A 24,116-nucleotide genomic window follows, 5' to 3' on the forward strand; every position below is an offset into this window, starting at 1 on the left:
AATTTTTCTACTCCGTAAAATGTATTAAGTCGTCATGCAAAAGACGTAAAAACATTTGAGAACCTACAATCTGTACGGTATGGTCACAGTACCGTAGCCCACGAACCTATATGGTCTGTTGTGGGAGTGGTGATGGCACACCGCAATCTTGCACGTCAGCGATACCAGAAATGGACTTCGCCTTTGGTAGCAAGAATCCCACTGACGTTAGTCAGCTGGCCCCTTTAGGGGTGGGAGTGTCAATCATTCTGCTCTTTATCGTATTCATTATAATTGGAGCTAGTTATAGTGTGTTTAGCTTCTAAGAAAAGACACAATTCAGTTAGTTATAGTAGCGTAGAAAACTGAAACAGAGATTAAAATTTTCCTTCTTAAGATTTCTTCACCAGTAAGGGCACACAAAATAGAAAGCCCCGGTTATATTTAACAGCCAGCGCTTTCTATTTTCAGTATTCTTATAATGCTTCATCTATATTTCCAACTCGCACACGTAAATCATTATTGATCATCCACAATAATATACGCTGTTCTAATTGGCCCATGCACACCTACGACAAGGTTCATTTCAATATCCGCACTATTTGACGGACCAGAAACGAAGTTCACACAAGCCGGCAAGTTTTCTCCCGCTTTATTTTGATTATGAATCAGTTTTGTAGCTTGGGTTAATCTTGGTACAATCGTACTTTTAGGAACGATTGCAATATATGACTCCGGAAGAAGACTCACATGTCTTCCTTTTAACCCGTCATTAAATAGTACAACGGTTCCTGATTCTGCCAAAGTCATATCACTGAACGTAATGCCAAGGTCAGCAGCTTTCGCAAATTTTATGTCCTCTTCTTTATGATCTAATCCCCATGTACGAAAATGTGTTGTACCTTCATTGCTGAAACATGGCGTAAGACCATACTCATTAAAGCGCTCATCATTCGAACATATAACAGATTTGATATTCCATTCTTTTATAAAAGACCCCAATGTTTCAACAAGATTTTCCTTTGTTGTTCGCTTTACTTCTGTATGAATTACTTCGCAGTGCTCTATTAACTTTAATACAAGTTCGTCTTGCGCCAGTCCGTCAAAAACATTCCACTGCGGGGAAAAAGACCATTTCGGTTTTTCCACTGCTTCTGGACGTTTCCTACCAAGCTTTTCTGATAATTGGAGTAAAAATTCCTCACGATTTTGGATGGCCATCATCGTTCTCCTTTACGTGTTTTTCAAACCACTCTCGAAACGGTTGTTTTTTCGGAACTGGGAAATCTCTCGCGTCCGTCCAAGCTTTTAACGGTCCAATGCCGCGCTCAATCTTATCTCCTTTTGCGAGCGGTTTTAATGCATACGGAGCGCTCTTCGCAGCAAAAGAAAATAGTCTAGGACTCTTCACCACTTTTTCAAAACCTTTCATAGCCACGTTCCAAGCTACAGGTGATTGTTTTTCTTCTACAATGCGGCTGCGATGTTTAATTAATAAGTCGTGTAACGGGATTTTCACTGGACACGCTTCTGTACAAGCACCACAAAGACTAGATGCATAAGGTAAATCCTTATATTCATCATATCCCCCTAAAAGCGGTGTTAACACAGCTCCAATTGGTCCTGGATAAATAGAGCCATATGCATGTCCACCAATATGCCTGTATACAGGACACACATTAATACATGCCGCGCAACGAATGCACTGAAGGACACTTTGGAATTCTGTTCCTACAATATCGGAACGACCATTATCAACAACGACTAAATGAAATTCCTCAGGTCCATCTGTCCCGCCAGGCTCAGTTAACCCTGTAATATAACTTGTTAACTTTTGTCCTACAGAACTTCGGCAGAGCAGTGTTACTAAAACATCAAGCTCTTCCCATGTCGGAACAATACGTTCCATCCCCATAACTGTAATCAACGTTTTCGGAAGTGTCGTAGTAAGCCTTGCATTTCCTTCGTTTGCTACGATAGAAATTGACCCCGACTCTGCAACAGCAAAGTTACATCCAGTCACCCCTATATCCGCTGCAAAAAAATCATCCCGTAAATATGATCTTACAAACCTCGCCATTTCCGTAGGATCAGATGTTCCAGTATAATTTAACTTTGTTTTAAATATTTCACAAATGTGTTCTTTATCCTTGTGAAGACACGGAACAACAATGTGTGATGGAGGATCGTGGTCGTTCACTTGTAGAATAAATTCAGCAAGATCTGTTTCTAACACTTCCGCTCCAGCTTCTTCAATCGCTTCATTTAAACTAATCTCTTCCGTTACCATCGATTTTGATTTCACAATTTTTTTCGCGTTTTTCTTTTTTACAATCCCTTTTACATATTCCCTTGCGTCTTCTGCAGTCTTTGCGAAATAAACAAAACCACCGTTTTTCTCAATATTTTCACTCAGCTCATATAAATAATAATCAAGGTTTTCTAATGTATGCTTTCGAATTTCTTCTCCTAAAGCTCGCCATTCTTCCCAGTTTCCAAGACTCTCAGTAGCTTTTAATTTCTTGATTCTCAGACCATCTTGCGCTTTCCTGACAGCCTGTCGCATAAATGGATCCCCAATGCCTGTTTTAGTGCGCTTATGAAAGGGATCGTTCCCAATTTTCATTCCCATCTCTATATCCCCCCTTGTTTTCGATCTTCATTTAATACTTGAGCAATATGTTTTACATCAATCTGATAACCATTGCGTGTTAAACATCCTTTTATATTCATTAAACAGCTACAATCCATCCCAATTAACACTTCCGCACCGGTTTCCATAATATACTTTACTTTTTCCTCAACCATTTGCTCAGAAATTTCTGGCATTTTCACTGAGAATGTCCCTCCAAATCCGCAGCAATCATAATTATGCGGCAGTGAAACAACTTCCAGTCCCTTTACACATTTTAATAATTTTTGCGGCGGTTCCTTAATCCCCATTAATCGGCTCATATGACAAGATGTATGAACCGTTGCTTTTTTATGAAGCTCCGCACCTAAGTCTTCTTTCCCTAATACTTCAACGAGAAATTGTGTGAATTCATACGTTTTATTGGCAAGTTTAGTAGCTTTTTTCTTCCACTCCGCTTCACTTTCAGAAAATAAGCTAGAAAACTCGTGAACCATCATAGCGCAAGACCCCGATGGTGCCACAACATATTCTGAACTGGAAAAGGCTTCAATCATATGTTTTGCAGCTGTTTTTGTTTCTTTAACATACCCGCTATTATAAGCAGGTTGTCCGCAGCAAGTTTGAGTTTTTGGAAAATCAACTTCACACCCTAAATCTTCAAGAATTTCCACAACATCTTTCCCTACTTCTGGATAAAAAACATCTGCAACACAAGTAATAAATATTGATACTTTCATATTTTGCACCCCTAAATACAGTAAAGTAAGCTCAAGTAACTTTATTTGTATATTATTGGTAAAAAAATTAAAAATATGAATAAAAATAAAAAAAGCATCCTAAATGTGTAATTTAGGATGCTTTTTGTAAAACAAATTAATTTCTATTAAGCAAGCGCATACGATAACAATTCATCGTCACTTCCCCAAGCCTTTGCAATAATTGATAATTTGCGTATGCTCCGACCGGGGCGCCGATGATTGGGACGAGCTGAAGCATTTTTGCTAAATCGATATAGTCTCGGTATTCTGTTTGGAACTTTTCCCAGTCCATATGATTTTCTTCTTCTGTATCCCACGTTTCAATTGCTTTCCATACTTCTTTTCTATAGTCATCACTCGAAAAAGCAAGCTGGAAAACGTGAAGAATAAAAAGACGCTCTTCTTTTTTACTCGTATCAAACCCGTACAATGTTGCTGCATCAAATAAAAATTTTATTTTAATAGTAAGTAATAACGGGAAATCGGCAAGGCCAAGGAGAATACCACCTGCTCCTGTTCCTGCCCCTTCTGCCGCTGCAACTTTTTTGTACTCATCCATTTTTTTACGTACTTCATCATCTCTTCTTTGCAGTGACCAGTTCGTTTCTTTTAGCTTCGGTTTTATGAAGTTTGATCCAGCGCTAATTGTTTGCACCATCATCCGAATCGTTTCTGTTAGTACCTTTTGCACTTTCGCGGGCACTAGTTGTTGCACTTTCACCTGCACTTTTTTAGAGAACCGTGTCATCATAGAAGAATCTTTCATGAATGTAGCTTTCCACTGCTCCAATTCTTTTATAACCTTCTCTTCATATGTAATCATAGGTTCATTCCTTTCAGTTTAAACGCTCAATTCGTTTCGCCCCGTACTGGTAAACGAAACCGATACTAAATATTATACTTACGACAAATAAAATGCCGGTCATTATGAAATCTTTCGTCGCAAGTGCAAATATAATTGTAAATACAACGCTACCAATGATAAGAATCGCATTTAATAAAGTAAGAAAATCTCTCTTCTTCTCGTCTCCACCTACTGGATATAAATCAAGCCAAATTTTCATGCGGTGATGTTTCCAAAGGGTTAATAGCTGGTAACCGATTAAGTATAAGAAAATAAGACTTACGATAAAGCGTCCATATAAAAATGGGATGAAGTAAAGAATGACTCCACCAAGAACGAGTAAACGCATATATAAGCCGAAATAGTTACCTGATCTTAAAAACGTTCTCGTATATAAGTATAAATATGTACGGTTCTCACCAATTATCGAAAGAATGAAATCAAGCCATTTCCTGCGTGATACTCTCTCTTTTAACGCTGGTACATCAACGAACATATTCGCAATGCGGTACAGCAGCATCATTTTTTTACCTTCTTCAGAAATTAAATACTCCCAGTTTAGCGGCTTTCCCTTCACCTTTTGATGCATAACAGCAAGGTATAGCGCCATTAAAAAGACAATCACACCGGTAAAAATGACTGAAGTACGTTCTACAAGGACGTACACAAATACGCCGTTTAAGATAAAGCGAATGAACCAATCTGCTTTTTGAACGCTTTGATCTGTTAAAAATGATTTTTCCCACGCTACGAATAAATTCCACGCCTTTACAATGACAAACGCGATTACAATCCATATGTAAGCCGCTCCTGTTTGTTTCATTTGCTGGAAGTATAACGGGGCAAGCGCAGCTGCTACCATTGCGATTATGTATAACTGAATCATAAACGTAAAGAGAAATGCCTTCGTAAAATAAGGCTTTAACTTTTCTTCAACTGGCAGTAAATAAACGAGGTCCGCTTCTTTTAATAACGTTTGTATGGATCCAGCTGTTAATACAAGGCCAAGTAAGACTGCCATAACAATCGCTGTCGGAAACGAAGGTGTTAACGTTTGTAACCATTGCTGGTAATAATACGCTCCTGCGCCGATGATAAATACGAAAATAAATTTCAAATGATCATTAAATACGTATTTACTATATGTACGAACTTCTTTTAGAAATTGCCGAAATCGTTCTTTCCATAACGCTGTGCTATTCATAATCTTCTTCCTTTGTTAATGCAATGTAAATATCATCTAACGTTGCACCAGGCATATTAAATTGTGATTGCAGTTCTGATAATGTTCCCATCGCTCTCACTTCACCTTGATGCAAAATAATAAATGAATCACAATAGCGCTCTGCTGTCGCTAAAATATGTGTACTCATTAAAATGCCCGCACCACTCTTTTTCATTTGATCCATCATTTGAAGAAGTGATTGAATCGCTAACGGATCAAGCCCAACGAAAGGTTCGTCCACAATGTACAGTGATGGTTCAACTAAAAATGCACTCATAATCATCACTTTTTGTTTCATCCCTTTTGAGAAATGAGACGGAAACCATTTCAAGCGATTTTTCATGCGAAATTCTTGTAATAATTGTCCTACGCGTTCTTCATATTGTTTTTCATCTACACCGTACGCCATCGCTGTTAATTTCAAATGCTCTTCTAACGTTAACTCATCATATAATACTGGCGTTTCTGGAATGAAGGAGAAACTAGAACGGTACGCTGTCATATCATCACGAATTGTTTTCCCGTTAATTGTGACAGTTCCTTTTTTCGGTTCCATTAAACCGATGATATGTTTAATTGTCGTACTCTTCCCGGCTCCATTTAAACCGATTAAGCCGACAAGTTCGCCTTTATTAACAGAAAACGAAACATTTTGCAGTACAGGTCGTTTCGTATATCCTCCTGTAACATTTTCTACACGCAATAACTCGCTCATACGACACCACTTTCTTCATTGATATTCATTCTATATTCATCTTACCAAAAATTGCGCTGTACTACATAGTATCGATGTCTCCAAAAAAAATTTAAATTTCTTCGCATATATTTTTACGAAAGCGGACATCATAATTAGGGAAGAAGGAACACACTTGAAAAAGCAACCACCAATTGATGAGTACAACAACATAGTGAAGTCATCATGAAATGGGGTGTCCAAATTGGACAATGAAATTTACACATAACCAGATAATTTGTTTCATTTTCGAAACGGGGTGTCTCCGAAAGAGCATATACTGTTTTATAAAATAAACAATTTCATTTTATAAAAAGATTGCAATTCATTTCACTTGAAAATGGGGTGTCTACGGCAGAGACTTTAGCCGATTTACCGTGTATTTCTTATATAAATGAGGTGTCTGTGAAAGAGCATATACTGTTTTAAACACTAACAATTTCATTTAATAAAAGATTGCAATTTCATTTCACTTGAAAATGGGGTGTCTACGGTAGATATTTCAGCCGATTTACCATGTATTTCTTATATAAATGAGGTGTCTGCGAACCGTAAATTATAAAAAATGTTTTTTCAATCCCTCTTCAGAAAACAGGAAGCTGAGTCAGCTTCCTGTTTTTCGTGTTTGTTCTCCTATGTAATTATGGTAAAATACGGCTAAGACTATTTGAAAGGATGAGATCGATGAATCATACAGCGGACAATTGTATTTTTTGTAAAATCATTGACGGGCAAATCCCTTGCTCAAAAGTATACGAAGATGAACATGTACTTGCATTTTTAGATATTAGTCAAGTAACAAAAGGACATACTCTTGTTATTCCGAAAGTTCACAAACAAGACATTTTTGCGTTAACGCCAGAAATTGCATCACATATTTTTGCTGTCGTTCCAAAAATCGCAAATGCAATGAAAGCAGAATTTAATCCAGTTGGCTTCAACCTACTTAACAATAACGGCGAGAAAGCTGGACAAACTGTATTCCACTTCCACCTTCATTTAATTCCACGCTACGGTGAAAACGATGGTTTCGGTGCTGTTTGGAAATCACACCAAAATGAATATACAATGGAAAATTTACAAAACATCGCAAGTACAATTGCAAATAGTGTGAAATAGTGCCACTATAATAAGAAGTAATACATATCAAGCCGATTCCTCTGGCATTTATTGAATGGCTTATTTCTTCATAAAAAATGCCGGGGATATGATTTTTTGTGCATAGCATGTACAAGAGAGAAAAGCTTACTTTTCTTCCCCTTGTCTTAAAGATATGCACACTTTTATACATCATGAATACGAACGAAAAATAAGGAGGTTTCCTTTTATGTCAAAAGCTAAATCCTTTATTACAGGTGTACTTTGCGGCGGAGCAGTTGCTGGGCTAGCCGTTCTTTTCTCAACTCCTTCTTCTGGTAAAGCTATGCGCGGTAAGCTGAAAGAAAAAGGAACTGATATTAAAAAGACTTTAGCTGATATTACAGCTGATACAAAGTTATTAAAGCGTCAAATCGTTGAAACTGCTTCAGAAGGTAAAGAAGTATTCCAAGAACTAAAAGACGATATGCATGACACGCTTTCTAACTGGAAACACGATATTTCTCAAAACAAACGACATATTGAAAAAGAAATTTTAGACATTCAAAAGTCAATTGAGAAACTACAAGAAGCCGTTCCAGAAAAAGCGTAAACATATTCCTGCTTAGTTTTTTGCATATAACAAATATTTTTCATACGAATTGACCTTAACACGGCATATCACATAGATATGTCGTGTTTTTATGCATTTACAATATATGTTATCCCTTAACATGTAAAGACAACACATGTATTCTCGACTCGTAAAACGCTTCCATAGTTATGCATGATTTGTATAGAATGTTGTTTTTCCGAAAAATTTTCACAATTCTCACAAAAAGACTTTATTAATTTTTATTTTACTGGCATAATAGATAATAATGAAAAAGAATGTTAAAGTGGGTGAGTAAATGAAAAGTGGAGAAAAAAATTACTCGGTAAAAGAAGCGATGATTTTCAGCCAACGTATTGCTCAATTATCGAAAGCGTTATGGAAATGCGTAGAGAAAGATTGGCAACAGTGGATTAAACCTTACGATTTAAACATTAACGAGCATCATATTTTAACCATCGCTTATCATTTAAAAGGGGCTTCTATTTCTGAGATTGCTAAGTTTGGAGTTATGCACGTATCAACGGCGTTTAACTTCTCTAAAAAGCTTGAAGAACGCGGCTATCTTATATTCTCAAAAAAAGAAGATGATAAACGAAATACGTACATTGAAATTACAGACAAAGGGGAAGAATTACTACTTCGCTTAATGGAGGAGTATGATCCTGAAAATAATTCTGTTTTTAATGGAGCACTTGAACTTCGTAATTTTTACGGTAAATTCCCAGAAAATATCGAACTGATTGCAATCCTGCGTAATATTTATGGACAAGACTTCATCGATATTTTTGAGAAATCATTAGAAGATATCGAGGAGAACTTTACGGAATCCGATCAAAAGTTAGTTAAGAAATAATCTATTTATTTTTTCGCAATCACGCTTAAGAATTCGTTCATAAGTGGCTTAAATAAACCTTGTTTTGCTAGCGCTTCCGCAGTTTCGTGTACTTCGAGCTGATGTGGAAGCGCTTTTTCAAATTGATCTAATAGCGCATCAAACAATAGAAGGCCTTCTGCTTTCTCCACTACATATTGTTCGTTCAGCTTTTCACAAAGTTTTAGTATACGTTCAATGTCTTTTTTACGAGCTTTTTTCTTTATGATTAAAGAATAAAATGGACACTTTTCTTCATCAATCATTTTAAATAGTAGGTCTACGTAGTATTCAGCTTGTTCTAGTCTTCTTACAACGTCCATTTTCTCCCTCGCTTCCTAACACAAAGTCTTCTATTTCTGAATTTTGTAACACGAACAAAATATCGTATGATACAATATATAAAGTATATGTATTTTAGCCAAAAGGAGGTCTCGCCTCATGACTCTTATAACCGTTGTCTTTGTCGCATTCGCACTTCTTGTTATATTTTACACGAATTTCATGACACATACACTGTGTGAGCGAAAACAAATATCTGCGAGCCGCCAGCCCGGTGTCTTTCGAGTTATTAACGTATGTATTACCATTCTATTAATTTCTAGTTATGTAGAAATTATATTTCATGGAAAGTGAGGAAGGAAGTCCTTCCTCATTTTTTCCTCTATAAGCAAATTATACCTACTATAACTAATAAAATAAATAGTACAAGTAATAAAATAAGTTTTGAATTCATCCCCCATCCCCTCCTCTTTTCTGTATATGCGACATGTGCCCAATATGGTACCCTTTCAAAATCTGACACAAACTGGTTAAAATTTCTTTATCAATAGGAAAACTCGTCGAAATATGATATATTAAATTTTGTACATATTGCTTATACTATGAAATAAACGACACGCATCTAAACTTTATCCTAAAGCCTCGGTAAGCCCTGTTAAGCGTGCTTTTACATATAAAAAAAGCAAAGACATCAGTGAGACTTAATCAGGTTCTTATGAACGAAAATAACCTATCATAAGGCGTTTCTTCATTTGTACGGGATAAATTAAAAATACATAATAGTAGGAGTGTTTATTGAATGAAGAAAGCTATGCTTGCCTTAGCCGCAACAAGTGTAATCGCATTATCAGCATGTGGAACACCATCATCATCAGACAAAATTGTTACATCTAAAGCTGGTGACATCACTAAAGAAGAGTTCTACACTCAAATGAAGACACAAGCTGGTAAACAAGTACTAAATAACATGGTTATGGAAAAAGTACTTATTAAAAACTACAAAGTCGATGACAAAGAAGTGGACAAAAAGTTCGATGAAATGAAAAAGCAAGTCGGTGACCAATTCGATACACTAATGAAACAACAAGGTCTTAAAGAAGAAACAGTTAAAAATGGCGTTCGCGCTTCATTAGCTCAAGAACAAGCGATTGAAAAAACAATTACTGATAAAGAACTAAAAGAAAACTACAAGCCTGAAATTAAAGCAAGCCACATTCTTGTAAAAGATGAAGCTACTGCGAAAAAGGTTAAAGAAGAGCTTGGACAAGGTAAATCTTTCGAAGAGTTAGCGAAACAATACTCTGACGATACTGGTTCAAAAGAAAAAGGCGGAGACCTTGGCTACTTTACAGCTGGTAAAATGGTTAAAGAATTCGAAGACGCAGCTTTTAAAATGAAAAAAGATGAAGTAAGCGAACCTGTAAAATCACAATTCGGTTACCACATCATTAAAGTAACAGATATTAAAGAACAAAAACCATTTGATGAAGTAAAAGGCGACATCAAAAAAGACCTTGTTCAAAAGAAAGCACAAGATGCTCAATTTATGAACGATCTTATGATGAAAGAAATCAAAAAAGCTGACGTAAAAGTTGACGATAAAGATTTGAAAGATCTTTTCGAAGAACCAAAAGCTGACGCTAAAAAAGACGAAAAGAAATAATGAAGTGAAAAAAGCTTGGGCTTAGGCCCGAGCTTTTTTTGTATGCCCTCTCTTTGCGGTAAATTACGTTCAGATTCGGTAAATGAAATTATATGATCCGTTCTCCGGATCTAATTATATCAGCGATTTTTCAATTATATCGACTTACCGACAAAAACTGACAATGATCGCTCTTCCCTCTTAAAAGACAACAAAAAAACCTCAGTTCCATCACACACGGAACCAAGGTTTATCTTATTATCATTGATTAAATTAAAAAACTATGTTAAATTAGTACAGAAACGCATTCTTAAAAAACAAGAGAATGTATTTATCCGTATCTTAATTGTACACCAAAACACATCTTCAGTCAACCTCTATTTTTCACTTTTAAAGGAGTGCTATCGTATGAACAAAAAACTTGATCAAGAGCAACAACGATTGGATAGCGTAATAGAAACTATTACGGAGCAAATTGATAAACTGGAAAGCGACACTGGCAGACGCCGGGCAGAAGTAATCAACATTCGTAAACACTTCTGGGATGATGTAAAAGTTAACACTGATACTTTTGACGATTATCTTGAAACAGTTATCAACTTAAGACAACAAGCTCAGTCACTAGCCGTAACACAAATTACCCATAAGCACACCTTTAATCGACTTGCCGCACTACGACGTATGCATAAAGCACCTTACTTCGGACGAATCGATTTCAAAGAAGAAGGAGAAGTTGGCGCGGAACAAATTTATATCGGCGTTGCTACACTTACCGATGCAAGTGGAGAAAACTTTCTTATATACGATTGGCGCGCACCCATTTCAAGTGTTTACTACGATTATCCGCCAGGACCGGCTGAGTACAGTACACCAGGAGGCGTAATCCGCGGTAATGTGGAGAAAAAATTACAATATATTATTCAAAATGGCGAGATTGATTCCATGTTCGATACGAGCCTCACAATTGGCGATGAAATCCTGCAACAAGCGCTTGGAAAAGGTACAAACAAACATATGCAAAGTATCGTTGCTACTATCCAGCGCGAGCAAAATGAAATTATTCGTCACGATGAAGGGCGACTACTTATCGTTCAAGGAGCTGCTGGTAGCGGTAAAACATCAGCTGCCCTGCAGCGAATCGCCTACTTACTATATAAATATCGCGAATGGTTAAAAGCAGATCAAATCATTCTCTTCTCCCCTAACTCCATGTTCAACAGCTACGTATCTAACGTATTGCCAGAACTCGGTGAAGAGAATATGCAGCAAGTTACATTCCAGGAATATTTAAACCATAGACTAAGCAATTCATTTGACGTTGAAGATCCTTATGAACAATTAGAATATATGCTAACGGAAACGAATAGTCCTGCCTATAAAACTCGAAATGCGAGCATTCGATTTAAAGCATCTACTCAATTTTTCGATATGATTAGAACGTACAGACAATCTCTTGAATCTTCAGGCATGCTATTTAGAGGAATGAAATTTAGAGGAAAACTGATTGCCTCTGCTAAAGAAATTACAGAGCAATTTTATAATACTGATTCCTCCCTCCGCTTCCATAATAGAATCGAGAAGTTAACGGATTGGCTAAATAAACAAATAGATACAATCGAAAAAACAGAACTGAAAAAACCTTGGGTAGAAGAAGAAATTGAATTACTTAGTAAAGATGAATACCAAAAAGCTTATAAATACTTACAGAAAAAAGGCGAGTTTGACGACAATTCCTTTAATGATTATGAGAAAGAAACGAAAGTACTCGGACGGATGATTGTCCGTAAAAAATTGAAGCCGCTTCGTAAAGGTATTCAAACATTGCGCTTCATCAATTTCACAGGAATATATAAACAGCTCTTCACAGATGCATCATGGGTTACTGGAGAAAAACCGAAAGAATGGGACGACATTTGTTCACTAACTTTGAACATGTTAGATGAAGGAAAGCTACATTACGAAGATGCGACTCCATTTTTACTTTTAAAAGAATTAATTGAAGGCTTCCAAACAAACAGATCCATTAAACACGTACTCGTAGATGAAGCGCAAGATTATTCGCCGTTTCAATTTGAGTTTTTAAAACGCTTATTCCCTGCCGCAAAAATGACCGTACTCGGGGACTTTAACCAAGCGATATTTGCCCATGCGAGTGAAGCAGTGAATTTCAATACACTTACTAGCTTATACGGACCAGATGAAACGAACGGCATCAACTTAACTCGTAGCTATCGATCAACAAAACCGATTATTGAATTTACGCGGGACCTCGTACCTGAAGGAAAGAACATTAACGCCTTTGAACGTGACGGCGAGAAACCTACAGTGACTAAAGTTTCTGATTACAACGAACTGCATGATCGTATCACTTCCAAAGTCGCAGAACTACAAAAACAACAGCACAATACGATCGCAATTATATGTAAATCCGCAGCCGAAAGTGCCGCTGCCTACGAAGCACTTAGTCATATCGAGAATATTAAACTTGTGAAAAGTAGCTCTGCTGAGTATGAACAAGGCATCGTCATTATCCCTGCTTATTTAGCGAAGGGTATCGAATTTGATGCTGTCATTATTTACAATGCCTCTAAAGATGTGTACAGTGATGGAAGCTTACGTAGATTGTTCTACACTGCTTGTACACGCGCAATGCATGATTTACAGCTTTATAGCGTTGGTGAGGTTAGTCCTTTTGTGACGGGGGCTGATTTGGAAAGTTTTGAGTTAATAACTAAAACACCTTGATAATTTGAAGTGAACCCAAAGAGTTGTACATGAAAAAACACCTCCTGAATTCGCATACTAAGTATGCAAATTCAATGGAGGTGTTTTTTATCATTTAGACTTGTAAAATGCTTCGTATTTCTTCTAAGCGTAAATTTGTAAACTTTGCAATATCTTCGATCGGCATTCCATTTTTATGCATTCCACGAATTAATTGAATCTTACCTTCTTCAATCCCCTCTTTCTTTCCTTCATTACGAGCATGAGCGAACTTTGCGGCTTCATCCATCAAAGCTTTCTCTCTTGCTTCATATGCTTGTCGGAAAGAAGAATCTTGACTCATACGCTCCCACTTATTCATCGCTTTTTGTAAAATCGGGTCTTGGTTCATCGCAATGTCCTCCAATGTTTGGGTTAGTTGTTCATCCTCGTTTGCCGGAAGTAATAATAACCAACGAACAAACAAATCTTCCCAGGGATTTACTTGTTCATTCCGCCACTGTTGCATGAGTTTCGGAATCTCTACGATGTGAACTTCGATATCACTACTCAATATTTTCTGTTGTTGTCGATTCCATAAGACTCCTGTTGTATGGAATGCCTCGTATTCAGGAAACATAACGAAATTTAACAAATTGATTGTAATTGTTTTATGAAGAGAGCTGTATGGCATTCCTTTTTGAAGTTGAGATGCGTATAGCCTTCCCCAATAATATAAACTGCGTTTAATCATATCATGATTATTATTGAGCTGTATTTCTACGTTGACTTTTGTTCCTGTGTCTAATGTAGCTGAAATATCTAAAATAGATAACTTATCTTCTTCATGTTCCCTGTGTAAATGTGGATCTGCTAATTGTAACGAAACAATGGGTGATTCTAAAGAATCCTGTAACATCGCATTTAAAAAAGCACTTAAAATATCTTCATTTCCACTTGTGCCAAATAATTGTTTAAAAGCAAAATCAATGCGTAAATTCACTAATTGTTGGCTGGACATGGGTTTTCCTCTCCCCATCTCATAAGAGGTTTTTCTTTTATTGTACATAAAATAGTGATACGCATGCAAACAAGCACTTACTTAAATTTCTTAAAACGCAAAAATACATACAAAGTAACAGAAAGCACATCCTTTTATTTAAACACGAAAAGAGGGTTATTTTATCATAACCCTCTTCTACTATCTATCTACGTTTGTACTTGATCATAATAATGAATTCCTTTATATACAACTTATATAAGTATTAAGGTGTTTTTCTCATTCTAAATGAAATATCTTTACGTCGATACACACTTAACACAATACCCATTAAAAATGCGTGAAACAGAGTTGGTATCAATCCATAGCTAATAAAGGGTAAAGATATAGAAGCAATCGGTAATAAACCTATGATCATACCAACGTTATAAATAAACTGGACTACAAAAAGAGTCATTCCTCCAACGAGAAGCAATTTACCATACCGATCATTTATTTTATAAGATATGACCATTATCCTTGCTACAAAAAGAGAAAGAATTAAAACCAGGACCAGTGCAAGCAAATACCCATAATAGTAAGTCAAACTTGCAAACACAAAATCAGTATCTGGATCAGGTATGGGCTTTATATTTTCAGATGCACCAAACCAACCTGCTGACGACATTACCTCTTTTAAACGTATATACATAAACCCTGAGCCACCTGCATCACGCTGTGGATTTAAATACCCTAGAAATCTATCCAAGTGGTATCCTTTTACTGAGGACCAGGAAAAGGATACCCTTATAATCAATAAACAAATTGGTACAATTGTAATAATCAATGCCGTTTTCTTTCCTAACTTACTCCACCAAAGCATAACGAATACCATCGTGATATAGATGAAAATTGTTGAAAGGGTTGATACAATTAAAAATAAATACAAAGAAAATAAATATAAAATTACAAGATGCATAACCTTTAACCTACTATTATTGAAAAAAGAAGCCCAGGCTAGAAAAAAGAACGGCACTGCCATTAAACAGTCAATTGCAATGGGACCAATTTTCATTAACGGTTCTCCAGTCATCGAAGCGTTTGAAAAACAGTATAGTATTAACAGGATGAGTACGCCAATTGTATAAAACAACCATCCGAGTCTTTCTAATTTCCGATAATCAATCAGCATCATCCCAAGAGCTGTTGCAATGCCTAGAATCACAAAAATTACTTTGTTCATTAATAAATCATTCGTATGACCAAGAGCTACTAGTGGCAAAAAGCCTAATCCCATAGCAGCCACTAACAAAATAATTAGGAACCAATCAATCTTTGGCTTATGAAGTTTATTAAGTTCCTGACCAAGCTTGATTGGACTTCCCATTTGTTCAACAGCTTTGTCTTCAGCAACTTCCTCACTTAACCCTTTTTCTATCCACATATTCTTCGCCTGTTTCATATGAAAATTTAGTTCAGTTGCCACAAAGCTCTTTGCTTCTTTTGATTTAATATGATTGGTAACTTCGCTTAAAAAACGCTCCCCTTTTTTGTTCAATTCCGCCTCACTCCTGTACTAATCCTTTTAATATAAATCGCGCCTTCGTAGAATCTTTTTCTGCCTTTCGTAGCATCTTTCTTCCCTTATCATTTAATTGATAATATTTAGCTCCTGAATGATCCCAGCTTGATTGGATAAAACGATTCTGTTCTAAACGATGTAATACGGTGTATAAAAACCCTTCATTTCCTTCGAATTTTTGAATCCCTCTCCCCCGTAATAACTGCATCAGTTCGTACCCTGTTTTTTCATTCATGAGAAGTTGTAAGACTGCTAAAAGGATGTCTTCTTCATTTTCGTATGATGCATTGATTTTTTCGCGCACCTGCTTTCGATGTTGATCAGAAAAACTCAAATGTTTAAACGTTGTATTCTCCATTGATTTTCGTAGGCCTTTTAATCGATCTTCCATTTGATTATTCCTCCAATCCTTTCTTCAAAAGCTCCTTCGCTTTTTTCAGTCTCGTTTTTATCGTGTTTTCCTTCACTTCTATTACCATAGCAATCTCTTTAATTGATAATTCTTCATAATAAAATAGATAAATGACTTCTCGATATTTTATCGGTAAATTCATTACTGCAGAAGCCAGCCTACGGTCTTCTGCATTTTGAATGACAGTTTGTTCAACACTTTCTTTTTGACTCCCAATATACGTAGATTCATCCTCTGTCACGATTACCTTTTTGTTATACCAACTTTTTATATAGTCCTTACAATGATTAATGGCAATTCTCCACAACCACGTTTTTACATTTGATTTCCCTTTGTATGTATGAAGAGACTTATAACATTTCACAAATATATCTTGCGTTAAACCCTCCGCAACCTCTTTATTATTCACATATGAATAAACAAGCTGTAAGATTTTCTGTCCATACTTGTTCATTATTTCATCGATAAGGATTTCCTTATCTTCTATTTCAAACGCTTCTACCGTTAATTCATCCACATCATTTCCTCCTTCCCATTTATTAGACGACGTACGCCATGGAAAAGTTTTATAAATCCATAAAAAAATACGGTTGGTAATGTCCATACCGCTTTTTGAAACCTTAATTTTTCTTTACCGAGAGTAAATCTTTTATTTTACCAACGTTCATTTAATAGGACTTTCTCATCGGAAAAATTCTACACGATGGATTTTTTTCAAATTATCACCTTTTATTATAATTAAAACACATTATCGTTAAAGTTTTAATGCATGCATAATAAACAAAAAACCACCTAAAGGCTCCTCCTTCAGGTGGTTCTCTATTTTACGCTAAAGCAGCTGCTTGCTCTTGTTGATCTACAGGAATTACAGCATCGCTTAACGCTTTTTCTAGCTCAGCTGTGTATTTCATTTGCTCTTCTTTGCTCCAGCCTAGTTTCGCAGCCATGTAGTTGATTACTGCTTCTTTCCACTCGTATACCCAGTGGATGTTGAAGAATACAGCGCCTCTGCGGCGTACGAAGAAGTCAACTGGTTTCGCTGTCATTTCGTAATCCATCGCGTATACAAGCGGGATAAGAACGTCTAGCGGCATGTTGTATTCTTTCGCTTCGTCTTTATGTTTTTTCGCTAAGTCAAACAGTACATCAACGTTAGAGCCGTAGAATTTAGCGAATTTTTCCGCTTGCGCTGTCGTTAAACCGTATTTCGTACCTTCGCCTGCTTTTTTCGCGATAAATGCCGGGAATCCGTGTGAACCACTTACATGACCACCAGAGATTGGCATATGTTTCGTATCGCTCTTCGGATATGCGCTATGACCTTCTTTTTGTAATAGATTCGTTACGTAGTCTACTACCATTTCAGCCATTTTGCGGTATCCTGTTAATTTACCGCCTGCGATTGTAATTAAACCAGATTCAGAAGTCCAAATTTCATCTTTACGAGAAATTTCAGATGCATTCTTACCTTCTTCATAAATTAACGGACGTACACCAGCCCAGCTTGATTCCACATCTTTTTCTGTAATTTTCACGCTTGGGAACATGTAGTTAATCGCATTAATGATATATGTGCGATCTTCTGTTGTCATGTGCGGTACAGCTGCGTCTTTATCATAGAACGTATCTGTTGTACCTACGTACGTTTTTCCTTCGCGAGGAATCGCGAACACCATACGTTTATCTGGTGTATCAAAGTAAATCGCTTGACCTAATGGGAAACGTTTTTGATCAATTACTAAATGCACACCTTTTGATAACTGAAGTACTTTCCCTTTTTTCGAGTTATCTTTTTCACGAAGTGTATCTACCCAAGGTCCAGCTGCGTTTACAATTTTCTTACCGTAAACTTCGTACACTTCTCCGTCTAGTAAATCGATTACACGTACACCGCATACTTTTCCATCTTTATATAAGAAATTGTCTACTTTTGCGTAGTTAACAGCTTTCGCACCGTGTTCAATTGCTTCTTTCATTACTTCAATTGTAAGACGCGCATCGTCTGTACGATATTCTACGTAGTAACCGCCGCCCTTTAATCCTTCTTGTTTTACAAGAGGCTCTTTATTTAGCGTTTCTTCACGGTTAAACATCTTTCTGCGCTCGCTTCGTTTTACACCTGCTAGGAAGTCGTATACACGAAGACCAATTGATGTACTGAATGATCCGAACGTGCCGCCTGTATGGAACGGAAGTAACATCCACTCTGGTGTTGTTACATGGGGACCGTTCTCATATACGATCGCACGCTCTTTCCCCACCTCTGCTACCATTTTCACTTCAAGTTGTTTTAAATAACGTAAACCGCCGTGTACAAGTTTCGTTGAACGACTTGATGTACCTGCTGCAAAGTCCTGCATTTCAAACACAATTGTTGATAAACCGCGTGTTGCCCCATCTAATGCAATACCAGAACCAGTAATACCTCCACCAATTACGATCACATCTAACTCTTGTTTATTTACTCCGTTTAATACGTCTTTACGTTGTTTACTTGAAAATTTCATGGTAATTCCTCCCTTTGATAACGAAAAAAGAGACCACGAACTCCGCTATAGATTTCGCCTCTATAGCGTGTTGTGGTCTCTCCAAATCTCCTACCGAATTATTAACTTGTCATCATTATAACACTGTTTATGATTATTTGAAAGCTTTAGTTGCTTCAATTGCCTTTTTCCATCCAGCATATAGCTCTTCGCTTGTTTCCGCTTCCATTGCTGGTGTAAAGCGTTTATCCATATTCCACTGCGCTTTAATTTCGTCTTGATTTTTCCAATATCCAACCGCAAGACCAGCTAAGTATGCTGCACCTAAAGCTGTCGTTTCACTGATCACTGGACGCTCTACGGGAACGTCTAACATATCGCTTTGGAACTGCATTAAGAAGTTATTCTTAACTGCCCCGCCATCAACACGTAATGTATTCAGTTTAATACCTGAATCAGCTTCCATCGCGCATAGTACATCTTTCGTTTGGTATGCTAAAGATTCTAGCGTCGCACGAATGAAGTGCTCCTTCGTCGTACCGCGTGTTACACCAAACATAGCGCCGCGTACTTCACTATCCCAGTACGGTGTACCTAATCCTACGAATGCTGGTACTATGTATACACCTTCAGTTGACTCAACACGGCTAGCATACACTTCACTCTCACTCGCATCTTTAAACATGCGCATTCCGTCACGTAACCACTGAATTGCAGAACCTGCTACGAAAATACTTCCTTCTAATGCGTAATTCACTTTACCATCTAAACCCCATGCAATTGTTGTTAATAGGCCATGCTCAGAAGCTACTGCTTTTTCGCCTGTGTTCATTAACATGAAGCAACCAGTTCCGTAAGTGTTCTTCGCCATACCTTCACCGAAACAAGCTTGTCCAAATAATGCTGCTTGCTGGTCACCAGCTACACCTGCGATCGGTACATTTTGACCGAAGAAGTGGTAATCAATTGTTTCTCCATATATTTCAGATGATTGACGTACTTCTGGAAGCATGCTCTTTGGTACTGTTAACATGTCTAGAAGTTGATCATCCCACTGTAAATCGTGAATGTTAAACATTAATGTACGTGATGCATTTGAGTAGTCTGTTACGTGCGCTTTCCCGCCAGACAATTTCCATACAAGCCATGTATCAATTGTTCCGAATAACAACTCGCCGTTTTCCGCTTTTTCTCTTGCACCTTCAACGTTATCTAAAATCCATTTTACTTTCGTACCAGAGAAGTATGCATCAATTAAAAGACCTGTTTTTTCGCGAACCATCTCGCTATAACCTTTTTCTTTTAACTCATCACAAATTTCAACTGTTTGACGAGATTGCCATACGATTGCGTTATAAATTGGTTTTCCAGTCGTTTTATCCCATACAACCGCTGTTTCACGTTGGTTCGTAATACCGATACCAGCGATTTGTTCTGGCTTCACATCTGCTTCGCTTAAACAAGTTGCGATAACTGCTAAAATAGATCCCCAAATTTCTTGTGCATTATGCTCAACCCAGCCTGGCTTTGGAAAATGTTGTGTAAACTCTTTTTGAGCTGAATGAACGATTTTTCCTTCTTTATTGAAAAGAATTGCGCGTGAGCTTGTTGTTCCTTGGTCTAATGAAAGAATATATTTTTTCATATCAGTTTCCCCCTATGCTACTTTTCTACTATTTGTAGTAGTTTCACTTTTTTTACTTGTCATATAAGAGATTGTTAGTACAATCACAGTTGTAATAATCACATAAATAAGTGCTGAATTTTGTTTTCCTTCAAATACAACTTGATGGAATAATCCTGCAAGTGATCCACCTAGAATTGGACCAACTACTGGAATCCATGCATACTTCCAGTTTGAACCGCCCTTTCCTGCAATCGGAAGGAAGAAGTGTGCAATACGCGGACCTAAATCACGAGCCGGGTTGATTGCGTATCCTGTTGTTCCACCTAATGATAAACCAATACTTACAATTAAGAAACCTACGATAAATGGATTTAAACCATCTGCAAATTTATTTGCTCCAATTGCTAATATACCAAATACTAAAACGAATGTTCCAATCATTTCACTTAAAAGGTTTGTAAATGTATTCGGAATTGCTGGACCTGTTGCAAATACACCTAACTTTGTTCCTGGATCTTCTGTTTCTTTCCAGTGTGGTAAGTAATGTAAATATACGAGAACTGCCCCGATAATTGCCCCAATCATTTGTGCTGCGATATACATAGGTACGTCACTCCATGGGAACGCTCCCTTAAACGCAAGTCCTATCGTTAAAGCCGGATTCAAATGTGCCCCACTAATTGATCCAACTGCATACGCTGCCATAGCAACCGCTAGACCCCAACCCATTGTAATTACAATCCAACCAGAATCTTTCGCAAACGATTTCTTTAAACTTACACCAGCGCAAACGCCGCCACCAAGTAAGATTAACAACGCTGTCCCTATTAATTCCCCTAAAAATGCTGACATAAAATCCCTCCACAATCAATTTAAATGCTTTCGAAAAGTGATAGAGGTAAAATGAATGGCCATTCGTTTTTTTTCAAAAGAAAAAGATCCACAGCTTACATGCTTCTATATAATATATATAGAAACAATAAAATGTGGATCTCTTCTTTTCTCCGTCACGTTTATTAACTTGTCTATAATGTTAACCTCTAATGAAAGCGGTGTCAACAGAATTTTTTCACATTTTCGTCACTTTTTTTGGTAATGTTTCCATAATTCTTTTTTCGATGTCGTAATTGCTGTCGCACCAGCATTTAACGCTCTTTCAACGTCTTCTACAGTTCGAATAAAACCACCTGCTAAAATCGGTACACCTGTACGCTCTTTCACCTCAGCAATGACACCCGTTAACGCACCAGGAAGCACCTCTATATAATCCGGCTTCGTCTTTTCTAGCAAATTACAGCTCTTTTCCATCGCGCTAGAATCAATTAAAAAGATGCGTTGAATGGAGACGACACCTTTTTGCTTCGCCTTCATAATTACGCTCGCCTTTGTCGACAATAACCCGTACGGTTTATATTCCTGACATAAAAACTCCGTCGCATGCCCATCACTTTGTAATCCATGGATCAAATCAACATGTAAAAATACTTTTTTATTATGCTGCTTCGCAAGTGACACAACACTCTTCAATTGACCGACATGAATATCTAAAATAACAATATACTCATACGAACTATGTAATAGCTTTTCCAAATCTTTAATTTGCCTCACTGCCGGCAAAATCTTTTGCTCATGAAATTCCATTCTAAACGTCCCCTTCCTACCTATCCTTTATAGTACACAATTTGAATAGAAAGAACAGCTAGTGTGGGGAATTTCTTTCCTCTATCTATATATTTTCTTCAACTTATCAGAAGCCGTCCCACCTATAATCATTAATAGGAGGGGTAAAAAATTCATTACATATGGTGCATCTGCGACAATTGTAATACTTGCTCCTGCAAACTTATTTAACATCCATACAACGATTTTTGTAATAAACAAAAATACCCCCAGCATGAATAGACTATCAAAAAACACCTTCCATTTTGGATACGCTAATTGCTTACTATCCTCAATTACTTTCTGCGTCAACTCTTCATCACTCCTCAATAACTCATCAATTGTAATACCGAACAGATCACTTAAATGAATAATAATTTCAATGCTCGGATAGTTCTTTCCCGTCTCCCATTTCGAAACAGACTGCCTGCTCACATGAATTTTTTCAGCCAAATCATTTTGCGACCAATTTCTTTTTTCCCTTTCTTCTTTTAAGCGTTCGCTAAAAATCATACTGTGTTTATCACCTCTCTACGTCTAGTATGGTCAAATAAATGCTGAAGAGTAAAGCTAGTTATCGTTGCGTAACCTGTGCAACTTGTTCGTTACACCTTAAGGTACGCTATGTAGCATGTGGATTTCATATGCTTTTCTTCTATAATAATTTCCCGAACAATAATCGTACCTCTTAACATTGTCGCTTTGTGTCGGTAAGTCGATATTCCATGTCGAATCGTTGATATATTGAAAAAATCGTTGATATATTTGAAGTTATGATAGATATATTTGAAAAATCGTTGATATATTTCAGGAAATAAAAAAGTGGATAACTACATGTTATCCACTCTCCCATAATTACAATAAAACCGAATCTTTATCACTATCCTGATTACGTTTCTCTCGTTCTTCTTCTAAGCGCTTCATATATACTTCGCCTTCTTTTTCGATAAAATCGTTATCCATCTCTTGCTCTTTTTTCGAAGTATATAAAACCATGTAGCCACTCAATACAATCCCAATGATTACAAGATAAATCCACCATGGTAAAATTTCCACTTTCGTTCATCCCTTTCCTTAGACAAGCCTTATTAGTTTCACTTTATGAGGAAAGAAGTGGATTTATGCTTGAAATTTTATTGTGGATGCTTCGCAAAAAACGCTTGTACATATTCCATAAACTCGATTGGCTCTTGACGGAACGGTGCGTGGTATCCTTTTTCAATAATATGAAACGTACTATTGGCAAATAACTGATGATACAGTTCACCATTTTTCCAAGAAACGCTCTTATCGTGCCTACCCCAAATAATTAAAGTTGGCACCTTAATTTTATCCGCTTCCATCGCAATACGGCGCTCTCTCATTTTCGTAAGCTCATCATAATGCTTTTTATCATCGTGACTATTTTTCACTTCATTTTTATTATAATCCGTAATCTCTGTTACAGTTTGTAAGTCCGTCGATAGTGGCGGCATTTCATAACTTTCTTGTTGCTGGAAAGATTCAATCCCTGTAGAATCCGCTAAAATGAGATGGGTAACCGCGTCCGGATATAAATACGCTAAATTAAGGGACATCTCTCCACCCATCGAATGACCAAGTACCGCAAATTGATCATATCCAAGTTGCTTCATTAACTTATAATATAAATTCACTTGCGCAGGGAACGAATACTGAAAATCAACCGGCTTCGAAGAACGTCCAAATCCTAAAATATCAACCGCTATAATCGTGTGGTCCTTTACAAGTTCCGGATAAATATCATTAAATCCATCTGAAGAACCACCAAATCCGTGAAGCATAAGTAACGGCGGCTTCCCCTCACCAATTTGCTTAAAATAAATCGTCTGCCCATCAATCTGCGCCATACTCTCTTTCGTATTTATCTTCATCATAACAGTATCCTTCACTTCTTCAACCTTCGCAATCGGCTTATCAACGAAGTTACATACTATTAATAAAACAAGAACAATACCGCTAATCATATAAAACTTAAACCGTTTCAA

Annotated in this window: 24 protein-coding genes; 6 read left to right on the top strand and 18 right to left on the bottom strand. The window is 37.0% G+C overall.

Annotation, left to right across the window (positions count from 1 at the left end; genetic code table 11):
* Nucleotides 1–498: 498 nt before the first annotated feature.
* The 6 genes from ACE38F_RS22745 to ecsA all read right to left on the bottom strand — a co-directional run bounded on the left by ACE38F_RS22745 (nucleotide 499) and on the right by ecsA (nucleotide 6,156).
* Nucleotides 499–1,200 (bottom strand): LutC/YkgG family protein, encoded by a 702-nt coding sequence (locus tag ACE38F_RS22745; RefSeq protein ID WP_375370302.1) that lies wholly within the window; start codon nucleotides 1,198–1,200, stop codon nucleotides 499–501.
* A complete protein-coding gene (locus ACE38F_RS22750; protein ID WP_375370303.1) occupies nucleotides 1,181–2,611 on the bottom strand; it encodes a LutB/LldF family L-lactate oxidation iron-sulfur protein in 1,431 nt (476 codons plus the stop codon). The genes ACE38F_RS22745 and ACE38F_RS22750 overlap by 20 nt, the downstream gene beginning before the upstream one ends.
* Nucleotides 2,612–2,613: 2 nt before the next feature.
* On the bottom strand, nucleotides 2,614–3,351 hold the full coding sequence (locus ACE38F_RS22755; protein ID WP_375370304.1) for a (Fe-S)-binding protein: 738 nt from the start codon (nucleotides 3,349–3,351) through the stop codon (nucleotides 2,614–2,616).
* A 136-nt stretch (nucleotides 3,352–3,487) separates the two neighbouring features.
* Nucleotides 3,488–4,195, bottom strand: a complete 708-nt coding sequence (gene ecsC, locus ACE38F_RS22760) for an ecs operon protein EcsC (protein WP_002011122.1) — start codon at nucleotides 4,193–4,195, stop codon at nucleotides 3,488–3,490.
* Nucleotides 4,196–4,208: 13 nt separating this feature from the next.
* Nucleotides 4,209–5,420, bottom strand: a complete 1,212-nt coding sequence (locus tag ACE38F_RS22765) for an ABC transporter permease (protein ID WP_375370305.1) — start codon at nucleotides 5,418–5,420, stop codon at nucleotides 4,209–4,211.
* Nucleotides 5,413–6,156, bottom strand: a complete 744-nt coding sequence (gene ecsA, locus ACE38F_RS22770) for an ABC transporter ATP-binding protein EcsA (protein ID WP_105586545.1) — start codon at nucleotides 6,154–6,156, stop codon at nucleotides 5,413–5,415. The genes ACE38F_RS22765 and ecsA overlap by 8 nt, the downstream gene beginning before the upstream one ends.
* Nucleotides 6,157–6,858: 702 nt before the next feature.
* Here ecsA and ACE38F_RS22775 point away from each other — a divergent pair.
* The 3 genes from ACE38F_RS22775 to ACE38F_RS22785 all read left to right on the top strand — a co-directional run bounded on the left by ACE38F_RS22775 (nucleotide 6,859) and on the right by ACE38F_RS22785 (nucleotide 8,720).
* Entirely contained in the window at nucleotides 6,859–7,293 is a 435-nt protein-coding gene (locus ACE38F_RS22775; RefSeq protein ID WP_001016832.1) for an HIT family protein, read from the top strand.
* A 208-nt stretch (nucleotides 7,294–7,501) separates the two neighbouring features.
* Nucleotides 7,502–7,864, top strand: coding sequence for a YtxH domain-containing protein (locus ACE38F_RS22780; RefSeq protein WP_375370306.1), 363 nt, complete (start codon nucleotides 7,502–7,504; stop codon nucleotides 7,862–7,864).
* 298 nt (nucleotides 7,865–8,162) lie between these two features.
* Nucleotides 8,163–8,720, top strand: a complete 558-nt coding sequence (locus tag ACE38F_RS22785; RefSeq protein WP_002134805.1) for an HTH-type transcriptional regulator Hpr — start codon at nucleotides 8,163–8,165, stop codon at nucleotides 8,718–8,720.
* Nucleotides 8,721–8,725: 5 nt separating this feature from the next.
* On the opposite strand, the gene ACE38F_RS22790 is transcribed toward ACE38F_RS22785, so the two are convergent.
* Nucleotides 8,726–9,061, bottom strand: a complete 336-nt coding sequence (locus ACE38F_RS22790) for a DUF1878 family protein (RefSeq protein ID WP_375370307.1) — start codon at nucleotides 9,059–9,061, stop codon at nucleotides 8,726–8,728.
* A 118-nt stretch (nucleotides 9,062–9,179) separates the two neighbouring features.
* On the opposite strand from ACE38F_RS22790, the gene ACE38F_RS22795 reads away from it, so the two are divergent.
* The 3 genes from ACE38F_RS22795 to helD all read left to right on the top strand — a co-directional run bounded on the left by ACE38F_RS22795 (nucleotide 9,180) and on the right by helD (nucleotide 13,407).
* Entirely contained in the window at nucleotides 9,180–9,374 is a 195-nt protein-coding gene (locus ACE38F_RS22795) for a hypothetical protein (protein ID WP_000172693.1), read from the top strand.
* Nucleotides 9,375–9,819: 445 nt separating this feature from the next.
* Nucleotides 9,820–10,683, top strand: coding sequence for a peptidylprolyl isomerase PrsA (gene prsA / locus ACE38F_RS22800; protein ID WP_375370308.1), 864 nt, complete (start codon nucleotides 9,820–9,822; stop codon nucleotides 10,681–10,683).
* Nucleotides 10,684–11,070: 387 nt separating this feature from the next.
* Complete coding sequence (gene helD, locus ACE38F_RS22805) at nucleotides 11,071–13,407, top strand: RNA polymerase recycling motor HelD (RefSeq protein ID WP_375370309.1); 2,337 nt, start codon at nucleotides 11,071–11,073, stop codon at nucleotides 13,405–13,407.
* Between the two features lie 94 nt (nucleotides 13,408–13,501).
* On the opposite strand, the gene ACE38F_RS22810 is transcribed toward helD, so the two are convergent.
* The 11 genes from ACE38F_RS22810 to ACE38F_RS22860 all read right to left on the bottom strand — a co-directional run bounded on the left by ACE38F_RS22810 (nucleotide 13,502) and on the right by ACE38F_RS22860 (nucleotide 24,116).
* Nucleotides 13,502–14,386, bottom strand: a complete 885-nt coding sequence (locus ACE38F_RS22810; RefSeq protein ID WP_375370310.1) for an Rpn family recombination-promoting nuclease/putative transposase — start codon at nucleotides 14,384–14,386, stop codon at nucleotides 13,502–13,504.
* A 244-nt stretch (nucleotides 14,387–14,630) separates the two neighbouring features.
* On the bottom strand, nucleotides 14,631–15,902 hold the full coding sequence (locus ACE38F_RS22815) for an FtsW/RodA/SpoVE family cell cycle protein (protein WP_375370311.1): 1,272 nt from the start codon (nucleotides 15,900–15,902) through the stop codon (nucleotides 14,631–14,633).
* Between the two features lie 7 nt (nucleotides 15,903–15,909).
* Nucleotides 15,910–16,317, bottom strand: a complete 408-nt coding sequence (locus tag ACE38F_RS22820; protein WP_375370312.1) for a PadR family transcriptional regulator — start codon at nucleotides 16,315–16,317, stop codon at nucleotides 15,910–15,912.
* A 4-nt stretch (nucleotides 16,318–16,321) separates the two neighbouring features.
* Entirely contained in the window at nucleotides 16,322–16,855 is a 534-nt protein-coding gene (locus ACE38F_RS22825) for a sigma-70 family RNA polymerase sigma factor (protein ID WP_375370313.1), read from the bottom strand.
* A gap of 307 nt (nucleotides 16,856–17,162) precedes the next feature.
* Entirely contained in the window at nucleotides 17,163–18,845 is a 1,683-nt protein-coding gene (gene glpD / locus ACE38F_RS22830; RefSeq protein WP_375370314.1) for an aerobic glycerol-3-phosphate dehydrogenase, read from the bottom strand.
* A gap of 133 nt (nucleotides 18,846–18,978) precedes the next feature.
* Entirely contained in the window at nucleotides 18,979–20,469 is a 1,491-nt protein-coding gene (gene glpK, locus ACE38F_RS22835; protein ID WP_375370315.1) for a glycerol kinase GlpK, read from the bottom strand.
* A 12-nt stretch (nucleotides 20,470–20,481) separates the two neighbouring features.
* Nucleotides 20,482–21,303, bottom strand: a complete 822-nt coding sequence (gene glpF / locus ACE38F_RS22840) for a glycerol uptake facilitator protein GlpF (protein WP_002087184.1) — start codon at nucleotides 21,301–21,303, stop codon at nucleotides 20,482–20,484.
* A 228-nt stretch (nucleotides 21,304–21,531) separates the two neighbouring features.
* Nucleotides 21,532–22,092 carry a glycerol uptake operon antiterminator GlpP gene (gene glpP / locus ACE38F_RS22845; RefSeq protein WP_000394293.1) on the bottom strand — a complete coding sequence of 187 codons (561 nt, stop codon included), beginning with the start codon at nucleotides 22,090–22,092 and terminating at the stop codon, nucleotides 21,532–21,534.
* A gap of 81 nt (nucleotides 22,093–22,173) precedes the next feature.
* Complete coding sequence (locus ACE38F_RS22850; RefSeq protein WP_215555467.1) at nucleotides 22,174–22,623, bottom strand: helix-turn-helix domain-containing protein; 450 nt, start codon at nucleotides 22,621–22,623, stop codon at nucleotides 22,174–22,176.
* 342 nt (nucleotides 22,624–22,965) lie between these two features.
* Nucleotides 22,966–23,166, bottom strand: coding sequence for a sporulation YhaL family protein (locus ACE38F_RS22855; protein WP_002064098.1), 201 nt, complete (start codon nucleotides 23,164–23,166; stop codon nucleotides 22,966–22,968).
* A 77-nt stretch (nucleotides 23,167–23,243) separates the two neighbouring features.
* The gene (locus tag ACE38F_RS22860; RefSeq protein WP_375370316.1) at nucleotides 23,244–24,116 is read right to left on the bottom strand and encodes an alpha/beta fold hydrolase; all 873 of its coding nucleotides are present in this window, start codon (nucleotides 24,114–24,116) and stop codon (nucleotides 23,244–23,246) included.

Source organism: Bacillus altaicus, assembly GCF_042136375.2.
Lineage (GTDB): Bacteria > Bacillota > Bacilli > Bacillales > Bacillaceae_G > Bacillus_A > Bacillus_A cereus_U.